Origin of the sequence: Ralstonia sp. TCR112, assembly GCF_007997035.1 — a bacterium.
In the GTDB taxonomy this organism is placed as follows: domain Bacteria; phylum Pseudomonadota; class Gammaproteobacteria; order Burkholderiales; family Burkholderiaceae; genus Ralstonia; species Ralstonia edaphi.
This window is the reverse complement of sequence record NZ_VOSS01000076.1, coordinates 57506-78445: the sequence shown is the minus strand read 5'-3', so window position 1 is coordinate 78445 and position 20940 is coordinate 57506. Positions and strand designations below refer to the sequence as shown.

Sequence of the window (20940 nt, the reverse complement as noted above, 5' to 3'; positions counted from 1 at the left end):
CCCTTTGATTTGCTGAAAGCTGCACACGACGACTAGTAATTTGAAGCCAGAGCACCGCACGCCGCCTCAGGGGACGGCTAGCCCTTCAACGAATGGGAGGCCGCGCTCCATGCTGGAGCGCTATTGGCTCGGCATCACCCTCAGCGCAGCACTCGCAATCCTGCTAATCACGCTTAGCTTTATCGCGCTTCTTACGCCTAATCTCGACTATGGCGTGGTGCTGCTGATCCTGCTTGCGCTAGTCATTGGTCTGCCGTTGTGTGCCGCATTGCTGCTTACGTGGTTCACGTATCGGCGTCGCGCCTCCACGCCGTTGCCGGCGAAGTTGCATGCGGCCATGTTTCTGCCAACGCTGGCAGCGTTGGGCATTCTTCCGATTGGAGTGGGCGTGCAGGACACAGCGCGAAGGTGGTTCAGTCAAGCGCACCCGGATATCCGCGAACTGCATGTCAACTTCAGCGGAAGACCGTTGTGGCTTGCAGTAGGCAGCGCTCAGACAGGCGCAGGTTCATGGCCGCATATGCCGTTGCTGTCGGGGCCAGAGGCAAGGTTTGCCGGCTTCATTCGTCATCCTCAGGAAGACGACGTCAACCAGGGGCGCTTTCCATATACGGGAAGCCGCCTGCGTGAGAGCGAGCATTCATACGCCTACGCCGATACGGACGAGGCAGGACGGCCTGTAGGGGTACGCCCGCGCCCACTGCTGCTACGCCCATACCCGGATCTCGGCAGACTTCGGTCGGACCTTCGCGAGAGCGACTTGCTGGTGTATCAGTACTTTCATTACTACGATCATGTAGACGTCGCGCCAGGGCTTGGTAGATTGGACGCATCGAAATTGGACGAACTACAGGGCCTAGTGGGCAATGTCGTGTCCTTCTATCTGTCCGATCAATACCCGCGAGGTTTGGCGAGACTTGAGATCGATGGTCAGACTCTGGTGATTGGAACTGACAATGAGCGCGTTTTTGAAACGCCGTGCGATCGACGTTCGAGTTTTGTTGGCAGTGCGCTGCTGGACATTCAAGCGCCGCTTGCAGTGCGCTGGCAGACGCTGGACGATCCGGCCCGTTGGCACGAGGCAAGCGTAAGCGTTCCCGCCTTTCAAGGGACGACGTCACGGGCTATGCAAGCATCTGTCCGTAACGTTCGATTGTATTTTTTGGATGGTGGCGTCGTTGCCGCGGAGCAGTTTCTAACACAGAACCTTCTCGGCGGAGACCAGAGAACCGTCACCACGGGCGTCCCCGCAGGCGTACGGGCTGACCGGATGATTTGTGACAACACCAACCAGAAAAACATTGACGCGTTTTCCGGATGACCGGGCGACGTCGTTGTGAATTCAACCCTAAAACAACCTGACTCTCTCAAATGAACCTGCAATACAAACTTGCCGTAGCCCTCTTGACCACCGCCTGGATGACCGCAGGCGTCTGCGCCCAGCACACCTCCACCGAGCCGGCATCAGCCAATGCCCCGCAAAGCGGAATCAAGAAGGCCGTGCACGCAAAGAAGCAGGGCAAGCGTACCAAGGTCGCCCGTGCACGCAAGAACACCGCAGTCGCGCGTGATGGCGACGCAGAAGTGCTCGCGCAAGTCCTGGGTTCCGATAGCAGGAATCCGTTGTGGGGGAAGCCGCAGCAGTAAGAGCGGTTTGCATTCGGACGAGCGACGTGGTGCCGCCTGAGAAAGAACCTTGATCTTGATCTCACCGGTCCACAAAGAAACGCAATGAAAACCTGCAGATGCCTCGGCGCAGCGGCCATCGCTTCAACGGCGTTTTGCGTACTGACTGCGTGCACCACTAAGCCTGCACCAACGGATGACGAGGTAGCGGCTAGCATCACTTCGTACAACCATACTCCCGACTATATCCATCAGTTCTACGTGGATGGAACTTGGGCGGGCAACTCGTTCGCGTACGGCGGTGGAGGCAAATTTGTCTGTTGCGTTGCATACCCAAGAACATGGCGCCCGGGCCTCACTGCCACGGTGAAGTGGACAACGTCCAGTTCTGATCCGAATGCGACGGGCGACGCAGTGAAGCCGCATTGGCACGAGGCTGTCGTTCCCATTGAGAAATATGTGGAGGCAGGCAAGGTAAACGTGCATTTCCTGCCAGGAGGAAAGGTTCGCCTCATCATTTCAACCAAGGTGGCTGGCCACCCGGAATATCCTGGGCCAGCCTATCCTGTTAAGCCGGCAGATTTCCATTTTGAGCCAAGCCGACGTGCAGCGCGTGAGGCTGAACAGCGCGCCCGAGCGCAAGCGGCGGGACGGGCCCGACTTCAAGAAGAAATGCGCGCGTTGAAGAATGCGCCGCCACCCCCTCAGGCGCCGGCAGAGCCGATACCACTTTTGCCCGACGAGATCGCGCCCGGTGTGAAGCGAGACGCGACGACACCACCTGGCTACCACCATATCCAAGGGTGATTCATATACCTCAGCGCACCCCGCCGCCGTCGGAATCGGACAACCAATATCTCGTGCTGAACGGTCTTCTTTGCCTCTCCAAACGACAGGTTGCATGCGCCGCATAGCGACAGCGTTAGCATTTTTCTTTGCGGCCCCGCACTCGGCATCGGCAGCGGACGCCGTTGCGATTTCGCCCGGTCAACGCACCAACGCCACAATCGAAATACGGGGCAGCGACATCTACTACGAGTTGCGAACTCCGGCCGGCATTCGCAACGCAACAATTGCCACTGAAACTGAAAAGGCAATTCACCTAGAAACTGCCGACTACGATTTCAGCGGACGACAAGGCTTCGCTTTCTGGTCGATCGACGAAGGGCAGGGCGTGTACAAGCTCTACCGTGTTTTCACCTTGTCACGAAGGCGGAACGATTTTGTTGAGCGCCATCCCGGCTGTGGCGACGCGTTCCTCAACCTTCGAGTGGACGCGCAGCGAAAACGGCTGATCAGTACATTCTTCGAGGACAACATTTCCCAGTCATGCGTAACACGGTTGGATCCGGATTGAAGGTGCTGCGCGGCGCTTTGCTGGCGTATGTATTGGCTTCGGCCTTTCCCGCCTTGGCGGATGGGCCGCCCGCGATTCCACGTAGCGAACAGACCAACGGCGGCTATCTGAGCACGGCATTGCTGCTCAAGCCATGCCTGGATATTCGTGAATGGTCGCCCGAGCCGAACGACGATCTTCTGAAGCAAGTCGCGGACGCGCGGAAAGGGCTACCTCCGAACACGTGCGAATCCCCCGCGCTGGTGGAGAAGTTGTTCAAAGCGCGATTTCTGCAGTACGCCTCGATTGCGGTGGTAAGCGATCCATGGAATCTCGATGCAAAGATTCGCGTACAGAACGAAGCCATCGGCCGATGCAAGGACACGGAATGCCTGGACCGCGAGTTGGATGCGACGATTACCGCTTTGTCGCCTGTGTACCTGAATTCCCATCCGGAATGGCCGAATGGAACAGGTCTATGCATGTCGAAAGCTGTCGACGTGCCGGCGAACAAGGTGCGCACATTGCTCGGCCCCAAAATTCAAAAAGGCATTGTCGACAAGTGCGCGCCAGAGTCGTTTTCCGTGCAAACCTGCAGGGGGGCGCAAGGCACCCTCGTCTTTGCGGGATGCACGATGAGTGGCAATCAGGTGAACGCTCCAGAATGGCTCTATCGCGTTAGAGGCGCCAAGCTTGAATCGCTACTCGACATCGATGATGGACCGTCTGGCGTGTTGAAAACTACGTGCAATGGCATGCCGGATCTTATGACGAGTGCGCGCGTCAGCATGGGCGAGCATTACGTGACCTATTACCGCTATGACGGCACGCAGTACCAATCTGCGTATGCCTACACCGCGATGGGCGTTGGCACAGACGGCAACGGCAATGATTTGGTGATCGCGCAGGGTGGGCAAGTTACGCCGGTGGTTTGCCGGTAGCCCTCCACTTGCACTCGTTGGCCCAGCGGTCTGGATATGTCTCAGCAAACCGCTGCGCTATCTCCGTCCAACCCGATCAAATGAGTACCTAAAGACAAAACAAATAGGACGCATGACGATGCAGTGTCGATTCTCTCTAGATGGCTTACGGCGACTATCTGAGTACGGCATTGTTGCTGTGGCCCGCGCCACCATCGCCACAATCTGCTTCTCGCGGATCCAATCAAACAGCGCCTGCACGATGATGTTTCAAGTACGGCGCACGGTTTCGTGTCTCCTCGCAATGTTGGCCGCGCTTTTGGTCATGGGGTGCCAGCCTTCCGCTAGCAAGTCATCCAGCAAAACGGTGATGCCGAACAGCATTGAGATTGAGCTAGGCGAGTCGCCGCAGGCGCTCATTGGGCGTTATGGCAAGGCCGTGGATGTTGACAACAAGAATGAGCAGGCCTATGGCGTGACGTTCTATGCGGTGGATTGGCCTGACAGCTCGCAAGGTACGGTCGTTATCAAGAATCAAAAGAGCGAGGTGCGCCTCGACACAGCGTTGGGTGTCTCGGGCTCGTTCGACAAGGCCCACGCCGATGAGGGTATCTACGACTACAGCATCAGCCTCGGCATTCCCCCGCGAAACAACGTTACGCACGACCAGGCACGCCTGCAGTTCTACGAAATGCTCAAGCGAATTCAGCAGGCAGGCTGGAAACGGTGGATATTCCCGGAAAACCCTCGGCTGTCGGGGGGCGAAGCCGTCCGCTATCGACTTGTAAAAGACCAAGGGGTCGATTCACTGGATCCGAGCTATGTGCCCAGTCTCGAAGACTGGATGAAGCTCGCGGATATGACGTCGTGGCGCTTTTACCTCGACGGGGTATACATGGACGTTCAGATGTCCAGGGACTCGAAGCGCATGAGGGTGGATGAACCGGGCGCGTACTTCGTCAAGATCGAGTTGGAGGGCTACGCCAATTATTGGCGCAACGCGTTCAACGAGCAGGACCGCCCACATTGGCGTGACCTCTTTCCCGGCTTGCAGCGGCAGATGCGTGCAGAGCGGGCTGCCGCCGAGCAAAAGCTGAAGGTTCAGGGCTATAGCATTGACATCAGCTATCGCAATCCGGACGAGACAGCCGGTGATCAACCTGTTTCGCCGCTTACCAGGGCTGGCGCAAATTGATAGTCTGGCGCCGCTGCTTGCAGGGCACGCGCACTCAGGGCGCCCTTACCCCCCCGTCCGCTGCTTCTGCAACATCGCCAACTGCGTCGTCAGGTAATTGCTCGTATTGGTCATACTCGCCACCACCTTTGACAGCGCATTGAACTGCGCGTAGTACAGCGCCTGCTTGGCATCGAGCTGCTTCTGCATCAGATCGATCTGCTTGCCGAGCGAGGTGATGGAGCTGTTGATGGCGTCGGTGGCGTTCTGCACCATGCCGTTGTTCGACAGCAAGTTGCCCGACACGGTATGCAGTTGCGCGGCGTAGCCACGCTGCACGGTGACGGTGCCACGGTCGCCCAACGCACCGCCGGTCACTTGCACCGTCAGGCCATCGATGGCCGATCCACTGGCGCCGTACAAGTTCTGGCCCGAACCCGTTGCGGCCGTGCCGTTGATGGTGCCTTGTACATCGCGTCCGGCCGTGGCCGTTGGGCTGCCGCCCAACAGCGATGCGGCGCCATTCCCTGACACCGACACCGTCGATACCGAGCCGTATTGCTTGTCGGTCAACGTCAGCACGCCGTTGGCATCGGTGCCGATGGCGACTTCCACCTTGGCTCTCTGCAGGTCGGGCGACGCGTTGATCTGGCTCTGGATCTGTGCAGCCAGGCTCGACGCGGTGTAGCTGCCGGCCGGCACTTGGATGTTGGTCGTGATGCCGCTGAGCGTGACCGACAGGCTGTCGTTCACACCGCTCTGGATGGTCGTGTTGGCCGCCGCCGAGCCCTTGAGCGAACCCTGCGTCGCCAACTGGGTCACGTTGACGGCATAGCTGCCGGCTTGCGTGGTCGTTGAAAACGACGAGACCTTCAGCAGCGAATCCGTCGCCGTGCCCGTGCCGGCAAAGAGCGCTGCCACCTGGCTGGGCGATTTCTTGAGCGCCGCGGTGAGCTTCGCGTCGTCAATCGACAGCGTGCCTTCCTTGTCCATCGTCACGCCAATGCTGCCCAGCGACTGGAACGCGCCGTTGCCGATGCCCTGGCCCAGCACGTCGGTCAGCTGGTTGATCATCGCCTTGGTGCTGACATCGCCGGCCAGCGCGCCGTTGTTGGCGGCATTGGCGGTGTCGAACTTGGTCAACGCGTTGAGCTGGATGCGCAGCGCGTTGTACGCCTTGACGAAGTTCAGCACCGACTGGCTGGCCTGGCCGGCGTCGCTGCCGACCGTGACCGTCGTGCTGCCCGTCTTGGCCAGCGTGAACGAGGTTCCGTCTACCACGTCCGTCAGCGTATTGGTGGCGCTTTGCACGCTGATGCCGTTGACGGTGGCCATGGCGTTGCGGCCCGTCGCGACCTCGCTCATGTTCTGCGTGCCGGCCGGATCGTGGCTCAGCAAGGATTGCAGTGTCGAGTCGCCCGAGACGGCAATCTTCATTTCCGAATTGGCGCCGCCCGTGGTGGACGTCAGCACCAGCCGGTAGGGCGAATTGCTGCCGTCGTTGACGATGCTGGCCGAAACGCCCAGGTTGGCGTTGTTGATCGCGTCGCGGATGCCGGCGAGCGTGTTGTTCGACGGGTCGATGGTGATCGAGCCGCCGGCCTGGTTGCCGTTCTGCGTGAAGGTGGCGCCGGTGTATTTGCCGTCGGCAAAGCTGCCGCCCGAGACACTGCCGAACGAAAACGTGAGCGTGGTGGGCGTGCCGCCGCCGATGGGCGTCTTGCTCGACGCCTGCCCGGCTGCCGACAGCACCTGCGCCTGCGCAAGCTGCGTCACGTTGACCTGATACGTGCCCGCCGGCGCCGTGTTCGACAACGAAGCCGTGAGGATCGACGTATCGTGCCCGCTGGCCTTGTTGCCGGTGAACGTGTCCGGATTGTTCAGGGCCGCCATGGCTGTCTGGAAGGTCGCCAGCGCGCTTTTGAGCGAGCCGACCGCCGACAACTGCGTCTGAAACGCCTTCTGCTGCGTCTGCCGCAGGGTCATGCCCTTGCTTTCGGCCTGGATCAGCTTCGTGACAAGGCTGTTGACGTCGATGTTCGTACCGATGCCCGGAACGGAGATCGGCGGAATGTAGTTATTGCTCGTGGACGAAGTGGCCATGGTCGGACGCGCGCAAACGCTTTCTTCACAATCTCCACAATGTGACGGCAGCGTTGCGCAGTTCTTTAGGGCAAACCCTGCTCCGGCAGCGATTGGGTTCCGTTTTGCTCAGGAAAGCGAAAGGTTTGCCGACGCCACATCGGCCTGTGGGGCAGCGGCGGCGGCTTCCACCAAGCTGGAAACCGCCGGGCGCCACGCTAGACCGTCGCGCCTTCCTTGCTCGGATCGACCTGTTTGCCGCGCGCCAGCACCGGCACCAACGCTGCGCCGGTATGGCTCGCCGGCACGCGCGTCAACGCCTCCGGCCCGCAAGCCGCGACGATCGTGCCGCCTTCGTCGCCGCCTTCGGGGCCGAGATCGAGAATCCAGTCCGCCTCGGCAATCACGTCGAGGTCGTGTTCGATCACGATCACGCTGTGGCCGCCGTCCGCCAGGCGATGCAGCACGCGAATCAGCTTGGCCACGTCGGCCATGTGCAGGCCCACGGTCGGCTCGTCCAGGACGTACAGCGTGTGGGGCGCCTTCTGGCCGCGGCGCGTCACGTCGTCGCGCACCTTGGACAACTCGGTGACAAGCTTGATGCGCTGCGCCTCGCCGCCGGACAGCGTGGGCGAGGGCTGGCCCAGCGTCAGGTAGCCGAGGCCGACGTCCTTCATCAACTGCAGCGGGTGGGCGATGCTGTTCATCGCACCGAAAAACTCGACCGCTTCGTCGATCTCCATGGTCAGCACATCGCCGATGTTCTTGCCGCGCCAGGTGACGGCCAGCGTTTCTGCATTGAAGCGCTGACCGTGGCAGACGTCGCAGCCGACCTTCACGTCGGGCAGGAAGCTCATGGCGATGGTGCGCACGCCCTGGCCTTCACAGGCGGGGCAACGGCCGTCGCCGGTGTTGAACGAGAAGCGCGACGCGGTGTAGCCGCGTGCCCGCGCCTCGAGCGTGTCGGCAAAGAGCTTGCGGATGGTGTCCCACACGCCGATGTACGTGGCCGGGCAGGAGCGCGGCGTCTTGCCGATGGGGGTCTGGTCGACCTCAAGCACCCGGTCGATGGTTTCCCAGCCGGTGACGCTGTCACAGCCGTGCCAGTCGTGTTTGACGTCGAGCTTGCGCGGCATCTTGGCGTCAGGCACCTCAGCCTGCGCGGCCTTGCGTGCACGGCGCGTTGCCGGCGAAGACAGCACCGAACGGCCCACTGCATCGAGCAGGTTCGTCATCAACACATCGCGCGCCAGCGTCGATTTGCCCGAGCCCGACACCCCCGTAATCGCCACCAGACGCGACAGCGGCATCGTCGCGGTCACGTTGCGCAGGTTGTGCAACTTGGCACCGTGCACCGTCAGCCACTGCTCGGGCACCGCTTGTGCGCCCGTACGGGGAGCAACCACCTGGCGGCGCGGCTGCAGCGGATGCTCGATCGGCTGCGACAGGAATCGGCCCGTGAGCGAATCCGGCTGGGCTGCAAGGTCTGCCACGCCGCCTTGCGCGACGAGCGTGCCGCCGCGCTTGCCGGCGCCTGGGCCGATATCGATGATGTGGTCGGCGCGGCGGATGGTGTCTTCGTCATGCTCAACCACCACCAGCGTGTTGCCCTTGTCGCCCAGCTTGCGCAGCGCGTCGAGCAGGATCTGGTTGTCGCGCGGATGCAGGCCGATGGTCGGCTCATCCAGCACATAGCAGACGCCCTGCAGGTTGCTGCCGAGCTGCGCTGCCAGGCGGATACGCTGCGCTTCGCCGCCCGACAGGCTCGGTGCGGCGCGATCCAGGCTCAGGTAGCCCAGGCCGACTTCCTCCAGGAACGACAGGCGGCTGTGAATCTCGGCCACCACGTCGCGGGCGATGTCGGCGTCGCGGCCGGTCAGGTCCAGGCCCTCGACCCAGCGGCGGGTCTGGCTGACCGTCCACTGCGCAATGTCGACGATGGGCTTGTCGGCAAAGGTCACCGCGCGCGCCGTCGGGTTCAGGCGTGTGCCGTGGCAGTCCGGGCAGGGCAGGTCGGTCATGCCTTCCGGATCAACCTCTTCCGACGGCAGCGTCTGCTCGCGGCCGCGATCGTCTCCGCCGAGGACGGTGTCGTCAAACGCGGCACGCTGCTCGCGCGTGAGCGCCAACCCGGTACCGACGCAGCTCGCGCACCAGCCGTGCTTGCTGTTGTACGAGAACATGCGCGGATCCAGCTCGGGGTAGCTGGTGCCGCAGGTGGCGCACGCGCGCTTGGTCGAAAACACCTTCACATTGCCGACGTGCGCCGTACCGCCGTTGTGCATGGCGTGCTGCAGGCCGTCGAGCGGCGCGAGCACGTGCATGATGCCCTTGCCATATTCCAGCGCCTGCTCCAGCAGCGCACGCAGCGCGGCTTCGTTTTCCGGCGAGACAACGAGGTCGCCCACCGGCAGTTCCAGCGTGTGCTCGCGGAAGCGGTCCAGGCGCGGCCATGGGTCGACGCTCAGGAATTCGCCGTCGACGCGCAGGTGCGTATAGCCGCGCGCCTTGGCCCATTTGGCCAGGTCGGTGTAGACGCCCTTGCGGTTCACGACCAGCGGCGCGAGCAGGCCGATGTGCTGGCCGCGATGATCGCGCATGAGTTGGGCAAAGATCGCCTCCGGGCTTTGCGCCGATACCGGCGTGCCGTCGTGGATGCAGTGCTGCACGCCCAGCTTCACGTACAGCAGGCGCAGGAAGTGCCACACCTCGGACGTCGTCGCCACCGTGCTCTTGCGGCCGCCGCGCGACAGGCGCTGCTCGATGGCCACGGTGGGCGGAATGCCGTACACGGCATCGACTTCCGGCCGCCCCGCGGGCTGCACGATGGAACGCGCATACGCATTGAGCGATTCAAGATAGCGACGCTGCCCTTCGTGGAAAAGGATGTCGAACGCCAGCGTCGACTTGCCCGAACCCGACACGCCCGTCACCACGTTGAACTTGCCGTGCGGAATATCGACGTTCAGGCCCTTGAGGTTGTGCTCGTGTGCGTGGACGATGCGCACGACGTTTTCGCCCTGGACTTCCGCCAGCGCCGCACGCTTGGCGCGGCGGTCGGCCAGTGCTGTCTGCAGCGGTACGCCTTCGATGGCTTCCGGCTGGCCGACGCTGGCTTCGTATTGCTTGAGCGCGGCGCCGGTGTGCGATGCAGCGCAGGCTTTGACCTGCGCGGGCGTGCCGGCGCAGACCAGCAGGCCGCCGGCGTCGCCGCCTTCGGGGCCGAGGTCGATGATCCAATCCGCCGCACGCACCACGTCGAGATTGTGTTCGATCACGATCAGCGAATGCCCGGCGTCGAGCAGCTTGCCGAACGCGCGCATCAGCTTGGCGATGTCGTCAAAGTGCAGGCCGGTGGTCGGCTCGTCGAACATGAACAGGCGGCCCGCGTTGGCCGGCACGTCCTGCTTCACGCGCTTGCGCGCCGCCGTCTGGGCGGCCTGTGCGGCTTCGGCCAGGAAGCCTGCCAGCTTCAGGCGTTGCGCCTCGCCGCCGGAGAGCGTCGGCACCGGCTGGCCAAGCTTCACGTACTCCAGGCCGACGTCGACGATCGGTTGCAGCACGCGCAGCACGTCGGCGTCATCGGCGAACACGCTGGCGGCTTCGCTCACCGTCAGTTCCAGCACATCGGCCACCGACAATGCGCGGCCGCCACGCGGCAGCTTCACCTCCAGGATTTCGGCGCGATAGCGCGTGCCGTCGCAATCGGGGCAGCGCAGGTAGATGTCGGAGAGGAACTGCATCTCGACGTGTTCGAAGCCCGAGCCGCCGCAGGTCGGGCAACGGCCATCGCCCGAGTTGAAGCTGAACGTGCCGGCCGTGTAGCCGCGCTGCAGCGCCATCGGCGCCTTGGCGAACAGCTTGCGGATTTCATCGAACGCGCCAACGTAGCTGGCCGGGTTCGAACGCGCGGTCTTGCCGATCGGGGATTGGTCGACGAACACCACGTCGCTGATCTGATCGGCGCCGCGCAGTGCACGGAATGCACCGGGCGATTCCGTTGCCTTGCCAAAATGGCGCGCCAGCGCGGGGTGCAGCACGTCCTGGATCAACGTCGATTTGCCCGAGCCGGACACGCCGGTCACGCACACCAGGCGCTGCAACGGAATCTCGACCGTGACATCGCGCAGGTTGTGTTCCGACGCGCCTTCCAGAACCAGACGCGGCGTGGCGTCATTGACGGGCCGCGCTTGCCAGTCCGTCGCATCGGCCACGCGGCGCTGGCCCGACAGATACGCGCCCGTGAGTGTGTCCGCCTGGCGGATCGACGCCGGCGTGCCGTCGAAGACGATGTTGCCGCCGCGCTCGCCCGGGCCGGGGCCCATGTCGATCAGGCGGTCGGCCGCCAGCATCACCGAAGGGTCGTGCTCGACCACCACCAGCGTGTTGCCGGCGTCGCGCAGGCGCTGCATGGCTTGGACAATCCGGTCCAGGTCACGCGGGTGCAGGCCGATGCTGGGTTCATCCAGCACGAACAGCGTGTTGACGAGCGATGTGCCCAGCGCCGTGGTCAGGTTGATCCGCTGCACTTCGCCGCCCGACAGCGTGCGGCTCTGGCGGTCGAGCGTGAGATAGCCGATGCCGACGTCGCACAGATAGGCCAGGCGCGTGCGCACCTCGTCCAGCAGCAGCTTGAGCGCGTCGTCGAGCAGCGTGGAGGGCAGCGTCAGCTCATCGAAGAAGCGGCGGATGCGCTCGATCGGCAGCAGCATCAGGTCGTGCACGGTCAGCCCCGGCAAGGCTTCGAGCTGGGCGCGGCTCCAGGCGACGCCGCGCGGCATGAAGCGGTGTTCGGGCGCCAGCACGGCGTCGGCGTTTTCCTTGGTGCCGAGGCGCCATTGCATCGACTCGGTTTTCAGGCGGGCGCCGCCGCAGGTTTCGCAGGTCGTGTAGCTGCGGTACTTGGAGAGCAGCACGCGGATGTGCATCTTGTACGCCTTCGACTCCAGGTAGTCGAAGAAGCGGCGCACGCCGTACCACTGCTTGTTCCACCCGCCGCGCTTGAAGGCCGGGTCGCCATTGATGACCCAGTTGCGCTGGGCTTCGGTCATCTCCGCCCACGGCGTGCCGCGCGGGATGTCGGCAGCGGCGGCGTAGCGCATCAGGTCGTCCTGGCACTCCTTCCAGGCCGGCGTCTGCATCGGCTTGATGGCGCCGTCGCGCAGGGTCTTGCGCTCGTCCGGAATCACCAGCCCCAGATCGACGCCGATGACGCGGCCGAAACCGCGGCAGGCATCGCAAGCGCCGTAGGCGGAATTGAACGAGAAGAGCGCCGGCTGCGGGTCTGCGTAGCGCAGGTCGCTTTCGGGGCAGTGCAGGCCGGTGGAAAAGCGCCAGATCGTGGGTTCCGCACCTTCCTCTGCAGGCAAAACGTACACGCTGACGCGCCCGCCGCCGCGCTTGAGCGACGACTCGATGGCCTCCAGCGCACGCGCACGCTCGGTGCCCTGCAGGCGGAAGCGATCAGCCACCACGTCGAGCAGCTTGCGCTTGCCGGTAGGCGACTCGACCACGCGCTCGGCCTGCACGCGCGTATAGCCGCTGACCGACAGCCACTGCGTGACTTCTTCAGGGCTCGTATTGGCGGGCAGCTCGACGGGAAACGTCACCACCAGGCGCGGATCGCCCTCGCGCGTGCGCGAAAGCAGGTCGTCGTAGATGGTTTCCGGCGTGTCGTGCCGCACCGGCAGCGCGGTTTCGCGGTCGAACAGCTGCGCGGCGCGCGCAAACAGCAGCTTCAGGTGATCGTTCAGTTCCGTCATCGTGCCGACTGTCGAGCGCGAGCTGCGCACGGGGTTGGTCTGGTCGATGGCGATGGCGGGCGGCACGCCTTCGACGTGCTCGACCTGCGGCCGGTCCATGCGGTCGAGGAACTGGCGCGCGTAGGCGCTGAAGGTTTCGACGTAGCGGCGCTGGCCTTCGGCGTAGAGCGTGTCGAAAACGAGGCTGGACTTGCCGGACCCCGACGGGCCGGTCACGACGGTCATTTCGCCCGTGCGCAGATCCAGATCGAGGTTTTTGAGATTGTGCTGACGGGCTCCGCGCAGGCGAATGACACCGGAGGACATGGAGGGCGTTCCTTGGAGCTTGGAGGTAAGGGGGAATGCCGGCGCGGGTGAACCTATGGCAGCTGCGCCGGCAATCAGAATTCGAGCCGTAAACTGTAGCGGATTATCAAGATCCGGTTCGTCTACGAAACGAGTCGCGGGCGCGAGCGTAACGCAGGGCTCCTGACAGCGTTTTGTCAGGAGGTTTCAGCGGAGCAGGAAAAAGAGTGGGGTGACGCTTGTATCATCCCCGCGGCTGGGCGGTCAGCCTACCTCGCGCCCGTAGGAAGCCTGATTGGCTGGCAGGTCGAAGCCCGTGGGGCCGGGCTTGCGCGGCACAAAACGGTGGTGCTCGACCACGCCACCCTTGACGATGACGACGGTCTCTTCGGGGATCTCGGCCCAAGCGCCGGGCAGGTCGACAAGCGGTTCGGACAGCACAAGAAACGCGCCGTCCCCGGCGTCTTCAATCGCAGCGCTGTCAGGATAGAGCTGGTGCAGATGCTTGAAAGACGTGCTGTGGAAGAGCGAGCGCGATTCCCCCTCGCTGGAATAGCGCGCTGCCACGATCTGGACGCCGTCCGTTGCGCAGACCGTCATGTTCAGTGGGTATTCGACGCCGTGGCGACGGCCGATGTCTTCAATCAGCCCGACCATCTGTTCCAGGGCGCCGCGCGGGTCGCGGTCGAGCCCGAACGACAGCGCCAGGAAAAACATGACTTCGGAGTCGGTCGACCCCTCGATCCACCGGAACAGCTCCGGCGCCACTTCCATCATCAGCGCCCGGCGCAGCATCGGATATTCGCGGATCAGCCCGTTGTGCGCAAAAAGCCACCGGCCGTAGCGGAACGGATGGCAATTGGTCTCTTGTGCCGGGGTGTCGGTGGCCGCTCGCACGTGGGCGATGAACATCGACGAGCGGATGGCGCGGGCGGCTTCACGCAGGTTGGTGTCGTTCCACGCGGGGTGCAGGCAGCGGTATCGGAAGGGCACTTCAGAGTAGCGGCCGTACCAGCCGATGCCGAAACCGTCGCCGTTGGTGGTCGTCTCGCCGCCGAGGCGGGAGCGCAGACTTTGGTCGATCAACGAGTGCCGCGGCCGGAACAGCACTGTCTCCATCTGAATGGGATTGCCAGAATACGCCAGCCAGCGACACATGATGCGTTTGCCTGTAAGGGATGCCTTGAAAGGTGAGTCTATGCAATGCGTTTGCGAATGCACAAGAAAATCCCGACCCTCATCCGGCCATGGGATGGGTGCTTTTTCGGTCTTGACGGCTCGGTCCATCGTCCATTTTCTTGGTGTCGTCTCGCACAATATGAAGTTCGCGAATCCGCATGGGGACGGCGCAGCGGGCCTCTGCGAGGGTGGCGCGGACTTTCTGGGCGAGCGTCCAACGCATGTCCCAGAAGTGCTCCGTCCGTGCCCAGACGCGCAGATTCAACACGGCAATACTGTCGTCAAAACGCATCACCATGGCCAGCGGCGCCGGGTCGGCCAGCACCTGCGGTTCATTGGCGGCCAGCGTTTGGAGTGCCTCAAGCGCACGCGGAATATCGTCTTGGAGCGAGACCTCGGATCTCCAGATCCAGCCGGCGGGTCGGGTTGCGCGTGTAGTTGCGCACGGAGTGACTCCACAGCGCGCTGTTCGGCACGTATTCGCAGATGCCGTCGGGCTTGGTCAGGCGCGTCATGAACAGGCTGACTTCTTCCACCGTGCCGGCAACTTCACCGCCGCCGCCATCGATGTAGTCGCCCACCCGAAAGGGCCGTAGCGCGAGCAGCATGATGCCCGCCGCAATGTTCTGCAGCGTGCCCTGCAGCGCCAGCCCGATGGCAAGGCCCGCCGCGCCGAGTACGGCAATGATGCTGGCCGTTTCAATGCCCAGCCGGGACAGCGCCCCGACAATGGCGAGAATCCGGATGCCCCAGACGGCGATGTCGCACAGGATGGGCCTGAGCGTGGCGTCGACGCGGGTCTGGCCGCTGGCCAGCCGGTTGAGCCACCGGCCGATGCGTTTGGAGATCCACCAGCCGAGAAACAGGATGAGCATCGCCGCGCACAGGCTGACGGCCAGGCGGCTGAAGGCGTCCCAGATGAAGTTCAGGCGTTCGGGATGAAGGTGCGAGAGAAAGTCTTCCATGGTCGAGTGAATCTGGGCGGGCAGGAATCTGGAGCGATGCGCTCCGTACGCCTGTCGCAGGCCGCCGTATTGGTGGGCAGGCTCGCGGGCAATGGCCCCGAGCCGATGCATCGACCACTGGGATGAGGGTTTGGCTGCGTTTTGGAACCGAAAGTAACAAACGCGCCTTGGTCAAATTGACGCAGAAGGAGGTGGCGTCGGTTTGAATCCGGAAGGCAGGGCCGAGTGCACTCAGGTGCGCAAGCGCTTCGAGCAAGACTTTGCCGCCCGCCGATGAGCTCGGACGGGCGGCGTCAGACGATCGGGGAAGGTTGTGGCCTTACTCCTCGACCTCGCTACGCACCATCAACACCGGCTTGTTGGTCTTGCGCACCACGCCTTCGGCCACGCTGCCGAGCACCAGATGCTTGAGCCCGCGTCGGCCATGTGTCCCGAGCACGATCAGGTCGGCGGCGGTCTCGTTGGCTTCTGCGACGATCGTTGCCGAGATCTGCCCCGGCGCAATGGATTTTTCGAGCAACTTGGTCGAATGCTTGACGCCTGCAGCGTCGAGCTTTTTCGAAACCTCGGCGAGCGTGTCCCGGCCGTAATTGACGACCTGGTTGGCGTAGGCAATCGAGTCCGCGCCGACCATGTCGAAGGTGATGTCGCTGCTGTCGGCAACGAAGAGGGCTTCGACTTCGGCGCCCGTTGCCTTGCTGACCACAATGGCCTGGTGCAGCGCGAGATACGACGCGTGGCTGCCGTCGACGGCGAGCAGGATTCGCTGGTACATGGTGGTCTCCAAGGCGTTGCGCAGTACGGCACCGCGTGTAATCAGCGTAGACAGCGTGGCGGCGGGGTTGTTGATGCGCGTCAAAGGTCTTTCGACGCCACCTGCAGGACGGCAGCGCCCGCCACGCGCCCCGCGCGGAGGTCTTCCAAGGCGGTGTTGGCGTCTTGCAGCGGATAGGGCGTGACGTGAACGCGCAAGGGCACCTCTGCGGCGGTGCGCATGAGGGCGATTCCATCGGCGCGCGTCAGGTTTGCCACCGACACGAGCTTGCGTTCTTCCCAAAGCAGCCGGTACGGAAACGTGGGGATGTCGCTCATGTGGATGCCGCCGCAGACCACCGGGCCGCCCTTGACCACGGCTTTCAGCGCCTGCGGCACGAGCGCGCCGATGGGCGCGAAGATCAGCGCGGCGTCAAGCGGTTCTGGGGCGGGCGCGTCGCCTGCGCCTGCCCAGCTGGCGCCGGTGTCGAGCGCAAGTTGCTGGGCTGCTGTGTCGCCGGCGCGGGTGAAGGCGAAGACTTCGCGCTGCTCTGCCACGGCAATCTGCGTGATGAGGTGGGCCGCCGCGCCAAAGCCGTAGATGCCGATCCGGCGCGCATCGCCGGCCATGCGCAGCGTGCGGTAGCCGATCAGCCCGGCACAGAGCAGCGGCGCGGCGTGGGCATCGTCGTACCGCGCTGGAATCGGCAGGCAGTATCGCGCGTCGCAGACGACGTATTGGGCATACCCGCCGTCGCGCGTATAGCCGGTGAAGGCAGGGTGGTCGCACAGGTTTTCGCGGCCGTGCAGGCAGTACGGGCAGACGCCGCATGTCCAGCCGAGCCACGGCACGCCGACGCGCTCGCCTGGAGCGGGTGTTGTCACGCCTTCGCCGCATGACTCGACGACGCCCACGATCTCGTGACCGGGAATGAGCGATGGTTTCGGGGCGGTCAGTTCGCCGTCCACGATATGCAGATCGGTACGGCAGACACCACATACCGAGACGGCGATCCGGACTTCTCCCGGGCCAGGGGCGGGCAGCGGCACTTCACGCCAGCTCAACGGCTTTCCCGCGCCTTCCATCACCATGGCCTGCATCGATTCAGACATCGCTGTCTCCGAGAATGGCGTGCCTGAACAGTATCGGTCAGCACCACGGAACGGCTGCCCGACAGTCGACCATCGACTGCGCCAGATCAATCGGAAAGCGTTGCCGCGCGCAATACTGAATGGGTGCATTGCAACGACTATCCGACTTCACTGAATGTCTTCACTGCTGTCTTTCTCGGTTGCCCTGGGCGTGGGCCTGGCGATCGGCCTTGAGCGCGAGCGTAGTCATGCCGGCAGCGCCGAGTTGCCGGCGGGCATGCGAACGTTTGCGATCGGGGCGCTCGCAGGCGCCATTGCGGCAAGCCTGCCGATACCGTTTGCCGTGCCCACGGTGTTGCTGGCCGTCGCGGTGTTGGCGGCGATGGGGTATCACCATTCGGCCAATGTTGACCCTGGTGTGACGACGGAGCTCGCGCTTGTGGCGACCACGCTGCTGGGCGCCTATGCCGTGACCGAGCCGGAAATGACGGCCGGCCTGGGCACGGTCCTTCTTGTTCTGCTCTATGCCAAAGCCGGTTTGCATCGGTTTGCCCGCACGGTCATCACCCAGCGTGAACTGGCCGATCTGCTGATCCTTGCCGTGGCGGCATTGCTGATCTGGCCCGCTGTTCCAGACCGGAACCTCGGGCCGCTGAACGCCTGGAACCCGCATACGCTGTGGCTCGTTGTGCTGCTTGTCATGCTGACCGGCAACATGGGCCACTTTGCGGCGCGAGGGTTTGGAGAGCGCCTCGGTCTGCCGCTGGCCGGCTTGTTCAGCGGGTTTGCCTCGAGTGTGGCAACGATCACGACGATGGCGGCACGGGCGCGGAAAGACCATCGCCCCGTTGACGGCGCGGTTGCCGCTGCACTGCTCTCCAACGTTGCCACGCTGGTGCAGATGCTGTTGCTGATTGCCGCCATCAGCATCGACTTGTTGCGCCTGCTGGCAGCCCCGCTGGCGGTGGCCATGGTGGTGACCGTGGCATGGTCCGCCCTATGGATATGGCGCGGCAGCGAGCCGCTTCAGGCGGCGCCGGAGGACGCAGCGTCCGCCATCAACTGGCGCATCGCGATCGGTTTTGCGCTGTGGACGGCGGCGTTGCTGCTTGCCGCAGCCGCCGCGCGCATGTGGTTCGGGACGGCAGCGGTCGTGGCCGTCACGGTCTTCGGTGCGTTTGCCGATGTCCATGCCGCCACCGCTTCCATCGCAACGCAGGCGGCAAGCCACACGCTGCAAATATCGACGGCGGGCGCGCTCGTGATGCTTGCGCTGACGGCCAACACTTTCTCGAAGGTTGTCGTGGCCGTCAGCGGAGGCCGGGCATTTGCCGGCAAGGTCACCGCCGGTCTGCTGACCATGCTGCTGGCCAGCTGGGCGGTGTTCTGGTTGGTTGCCTGATCAATCTCGTCCGATGCCCAGCACCCAGTAGAGCGGGCACATGCGGACGAGGCCGGTCACCAGGGGGATCAGACCCACCCAGCCGACCCACGCGGGCACCTTGCCAAAGAACGCCAGCAGGATCATGGCGACGCCGATCAAGATGCGGACGGCGCGGTCCGCGGTTCCAACATTGGTGAACATGGCAGTGCTCCTGGATAACAGTGAGTGAAGCCTTAGAGAATCAAGTCGGACGGCGCATGGTGGCGGGGCGCGTCGCGTTGTCGCGACCGAGAATGCCGGCGAGCAACGTCCATTCGCCGCCGATCGCGCGGATGGTGTCGTCCAGGCTGAGCATGCCCACCAGCCGTTGCTGACGATCGACCACGCCTAGACGGTGCAGGCCGTGGCTCAGCATCGAGCGCAGGGCTTCACTGATCACGGCGTCATCGTGGATGGTCAGGAGGCCGCGCGTCATGACTTCGGAGACGGCGGTGTGGGTGCAGTCGCTTTGGCTGGCAATGCCGTGCACCACCATGTCGCGGTCTGTCACGATGCCGACCACCCGTGAACCTCCAACGGCTTGTTCCGTGACAAGCAGCGCCCGGGCGCTTTCGTCGCGCATCAGCCGGGCGGCTTGCTGCAGCGTCGCCGTCGCCTGGACGTGGACGATGCGGTGGGAACAGATCTCGTTGACCCTCATGCTGAACTCCGATGCGCGTACGTTTTCACTATAAGAACGGGCCGGTGTCAGAAGTTGATCCCGCACAAGGTGCCGTGAGCTTTCCAGAACTGCACCCGAGAGGCAGCGGATAGCGCACGAGTCTATCGAGCGCGGCGCGCAGGCCCTTGAGGCAGATCAATTGGCATTGCCTGAGGCGCCGGCAAGCCAAACGCTGATGTAAATCAAGGGCTGATCCGCATGGTGGTCCAACATGGAATCCAGCAACCCCGTGTGGGGCGGACGACGGATTCGAGATGGAGGCACATCATGTACGACAGGATTCTGGTAGCCGTGGATGGCAGTCCTACGGCGGAGCGCGCGCTGGACGAGGCCATCCAGCTGGCAAAAAAGCTCGGCTCTGAGCTGGTCATCGCGCACGTGATCGACAACTCGTATCTGATGTACGACGTTGGCTATATCGATGTCGGCGCCTTTACCGAGGCACTGGTCAAACAAGGCAAGCAAATCGTTGCCGACGCGCGGGACAAGGCCGAAAAGGCCGGTGTACATGTCCACAGCGTGGTGGTGGACGACCCCATCGGAACCTTCGACATCGGCACCGCCATCGAACAGGCGGCACAGAACGTCGGCGCCCAGGCCCTGGTGCTGGGCACGCATGGGCGTCGCGGCTTCCAGCGCTTGTTCCTGGGCAGCGTGGCTGAGAGCGTTGTACGCCGCAGCACGCTGCCGGTGCTGCTCGTCCGCGCGGTGCCCACGGAAGCAGCGCGCGAAGCTACCGAACCGCTGGCCAATGCCGTCATTGCCTGACCGGGTAGTTCCCCCTCTGACACGACACCAGGATCTGACCATGAGTTACGCCAGTGTGATGGTGCATCTGGACCGCAGCGAGCGCGCCATGCACCGTCTCAACCTTGCAGCCCAGTACGCGCAGGCGCATGGCGCCAAACTCGTCGGCATCTATGCGAGCTTTGCGCCCAGTCTCAGCTGGTTCTACATGATGGAGAACGCAGCCCGCTATCTGGAAGAAGACCGTATCCGGCGCGACAGCGTTCGGGACGCCGTACATGCGCGCTTTCGCCAGGCGACGGAGAGCCTTGGGGTGGAAACGGAGTGGCGCGCAGTGGAGGGCGACCCCGTGGCGCTCGTGCTGCGCGAGGCGCGAGAGAGCGATCTTCTCGTGGTCGGACAACGAAACCACGATGATCCGGATGAATTCATCGCCGGCGACTTTGTGGAAACCCTGATCCTGGAGTCGGGCCGCCCTGTACTGGTTGTGCCGTATGCGGGCAACTTCACCGCATTGCCCAAGCGTGTACTGGTCGCCTGGAGCGGCGGCCGCGAAGCCGCCCGTGCGGTGCACGACGCCATGCCGATCATGAAGGGTGCCAACGTGCACGTGCTGCAGATCACCAGCAGGCAGCCAAAGCACTGGGCCGAAGAAACCACCGTGGGCCAGGTGGCGCGTGCGCTGAATGCGCGCGGCATTCAAACGACGGTTGAAGAGGCCGACTGCGCGGATTCCGACACCGCCGTGGGCGAGCTGCTGCTCTCGCGGGCGGCCGACTTCAATGCCGATCTGATCGTGATGGGCGCCTACGGGCACAGCCGCCTGCGCGAACTCGTGCTGGGCGGCGTGACGCGCACCCTGCTGAAGACGATGACCGTACCGGCGCTGATGTCGCACTGAGCCCTGGGCCGCG

At 63.7% G+C, this 20940-nt stretch carries 16 protein-coding genes and 1 pseudogene; 9 read left to right on the top strand and 8 right to left on the bottom strand.

The genetic code is table 11. The annotated features are described in order from the left end of the window. The first annotated feature begins 109 nt into the window (after positions 1-109). The 6 genes from FUT88_RS17890 (at position 110) to FUT88_RS26260 (ending at position 5077) form a co-directional block, all read left to right on the top strand. Positions 110-1321, top strand: a complete 1212-nt coding sequence (locus FUT88_RS17890; RefSeq protein ID WP_147217096.1) for a hypothetical protein — start codon at positions 110-112, stop codon at positions 1319-1321. A gap of 50 nt (positions 1322-1371) precedes the next feature. Beyond that, the gene (locus FUT88_RS17885) at positions 1372-1647 is read left to right on the top strand and encodes a hypothetical protein (RefSeq protein WP_147217094.1); all 276 of its coding nucleotides are present in this window, start codon (positions 1372-1374) and stop codon (positions 1645-1647) included. A gap of 84 nt (positions 1648-1731) precedes the next feature. Next, a complete protein-coding gene (locus FUT88_RS17880; RefSeq protein WP_147217092.1) occupies positions 1732-2433 on the top strand; it encodes a DUF3304 domain-containing protein in 702 nt (233 codons plus the stop codon). Positions 2434-2527: 94 nt separating this feature from the next. After that, the gene (locus FUT88_RS17875; protein ID WP_147217090.1) at positions 2528-2983 is read left to right on the top strand and encodes a hypothetical protein; all 456 of its coding nucleotides are present in this window, start codon (positions 2528-2530) and stop codon (positions 2981-2983) included. Next, entirely contained in the window at positions 2956-3903 is a 948-nt protein-coding gene (locus FUT88_RS17870; RefSeq protein ID WP_147217089.1) for a hypothetical protein, read from the top strand. Before FUT88_RS17875 ends, FUT88_RS17870 begins: the two co-directional genes overlap by 28 nt. A gap of 178 nt (positions 3904-4081) precedes the next feature. After that, positions 4082-5077 (top strand): hypothetical protein, encoded by a 996-nt coding sequence (locus FUT88_RS26260; RefSeq protein ID WP_186829327.1) that lies wholly within the window; start codon positions 4082-4084, stop codon positions 5075-5077. A gap of 45 nt (positions 5078-5122) precedes the next feature. Here FUT88_RS26260 and fliD read toward each other — a convergent pair whose 3' ends face one another. From fliD to FUT88_RS17835, 6 genes and pseudogenes are all read right to left on the bottom strand, one after another. Continuing rightward, positions 5123-7159 (bottom strand): flagellar filament capping protein FliD, encoded by a 2037-nt coding sequence (fliD, locus tag FUT88_RS17860; RefSeq protein WP_147217085.1) that lies wholly within the window; start codon positions 7157-7159, stop codon positions 5123-5125. A gap of 197 nt (positions 7160-7356) precedes the next feature. Beyond that, positions 7357-13206 carry an excinuclease ABC subunit UvrA gene (uvrA, locus tag FUT88_RS17855; protein ID WP_147217083.1) on the bottom strand — a complete coding sequence of 1950 codons (5850 nt, stop codon included), beginning with the start codon at positions 13204-13206 and terminating at the stop codon, positions 7357-7359. Between the two features lie 243 nt (positions 13207-13449). Beyond that, positions 13450-14343, bottom strand: coding sequence for a class II glutamine amidotransferase (locus tag FUT88_RS17850; RefSeq protein ID WP_147217081.1), 894 nt, complete (start codon positions 14341-14343; stop codon positions 13450-13452). A gap of 79 nt (positions 14344-14422) precedes the next feature. Next, positions 14423-15329: pseudogene (locus FUT88_RS17845) on the bottom strand (mechanosensitive ion channel family protein). Positions 15330-15648: 319 nt separating this feature from the next. Continuing rightward, positions 15649-16104: a universal stress protein gene (locus FUT88_RS17840; RefSeq protein WP_147217140.1), complete on the bottom strand. Its 456-nt coding sequence runs from the start codon at positions 16102-16104 to the stop codon at positions 15649-15651. Between the two features lie 80 nt (positions 16105-16184). Next, positions 16185-17195 (bottom strand): zinc-dependent alcohol dehydrogenase family protein, encoded by a 1011-nt coding sequence (locus tag FUT88_RS17835; protein WP_147217079.1) that lies wholly within the window; start codon positions 17193-17195, stop codon positions 16185-16187. A gap of 154 nt (positions 17196-17349) precedes the next feature. On the opposite strand from FUT88_RS17835, the gene FUT88_RS17830 reads away from it, so the two are divergent. Further along, positions 17350-18576 carry an MgtC/SapB family protein gene (locus tag FUT88_RS17830; RefSeq protein ID WP_147217078.1) on the top strand — a complete coding sequence of 409 codons (1227 nt, stop codon included), beginning with the start codon at positions 17350-17352 and terminating at the stop codon, positions 18574-18576. Here the strand turns inward: FUT88_RS17830 and FUT88_RS17825 are convergent, their stop codons facing one another. After that, positions 18577-18759: a DUF2892 domain-containing protein gene (locus tag FUT88_RS17825; protein ID WP_147217076.1), complete on the bottom strand. Its 183-nt coding sequence runs from the start codon at positions 18757-18759 to the stop codon at positions 18577-18579. It lies immediately after the preceding gene. Between the two features lie 40 nt (positions 18760-18799). Then, complete coding sequence (locus FUT88_RS17820) at positions 18800-19258, bottom strand: CBS domain-containing protein (RefSeq protein ID WP_147217075.1); 459 nt, start codon at positions 19256-19258, stop codon at positions 18800-18802. Between the two features lie 288 nt (positions 19259-19546). On the opposite strand from FUT88_RS17820, the gene FUT88_RS17815 reads away from it, so the two are divergent. Both FUT88_RS17815 and FUT88_RS17810 read left to right on the top strand, forming a co-directional pair. After that, positions 19547-20047, top strand: a complete 501-nt coding sequence (locus tag FUT88_RS17815; protein ID WP_147217074.1) for a universal stress protein — start codon at positions 19547-19549, stop codon at positions 20045-20047. A 40-nt stretch (positions 20048-20087) separates the two neighbouring features. Next, the gene (locus FUT88_RS17810) at positions 20088-20927 is read left to right on the top strand and encodes a universal stress protein (RefSeq protein ID WP_147217073.1); all 840 of its coding nucleotides are present in this window, start codon (positions 20088-20090) and stop codon (positions 20925-20927) included. The last annotated feature ends 13 nt before the right edge of the window (positions 20928-20940 follow it).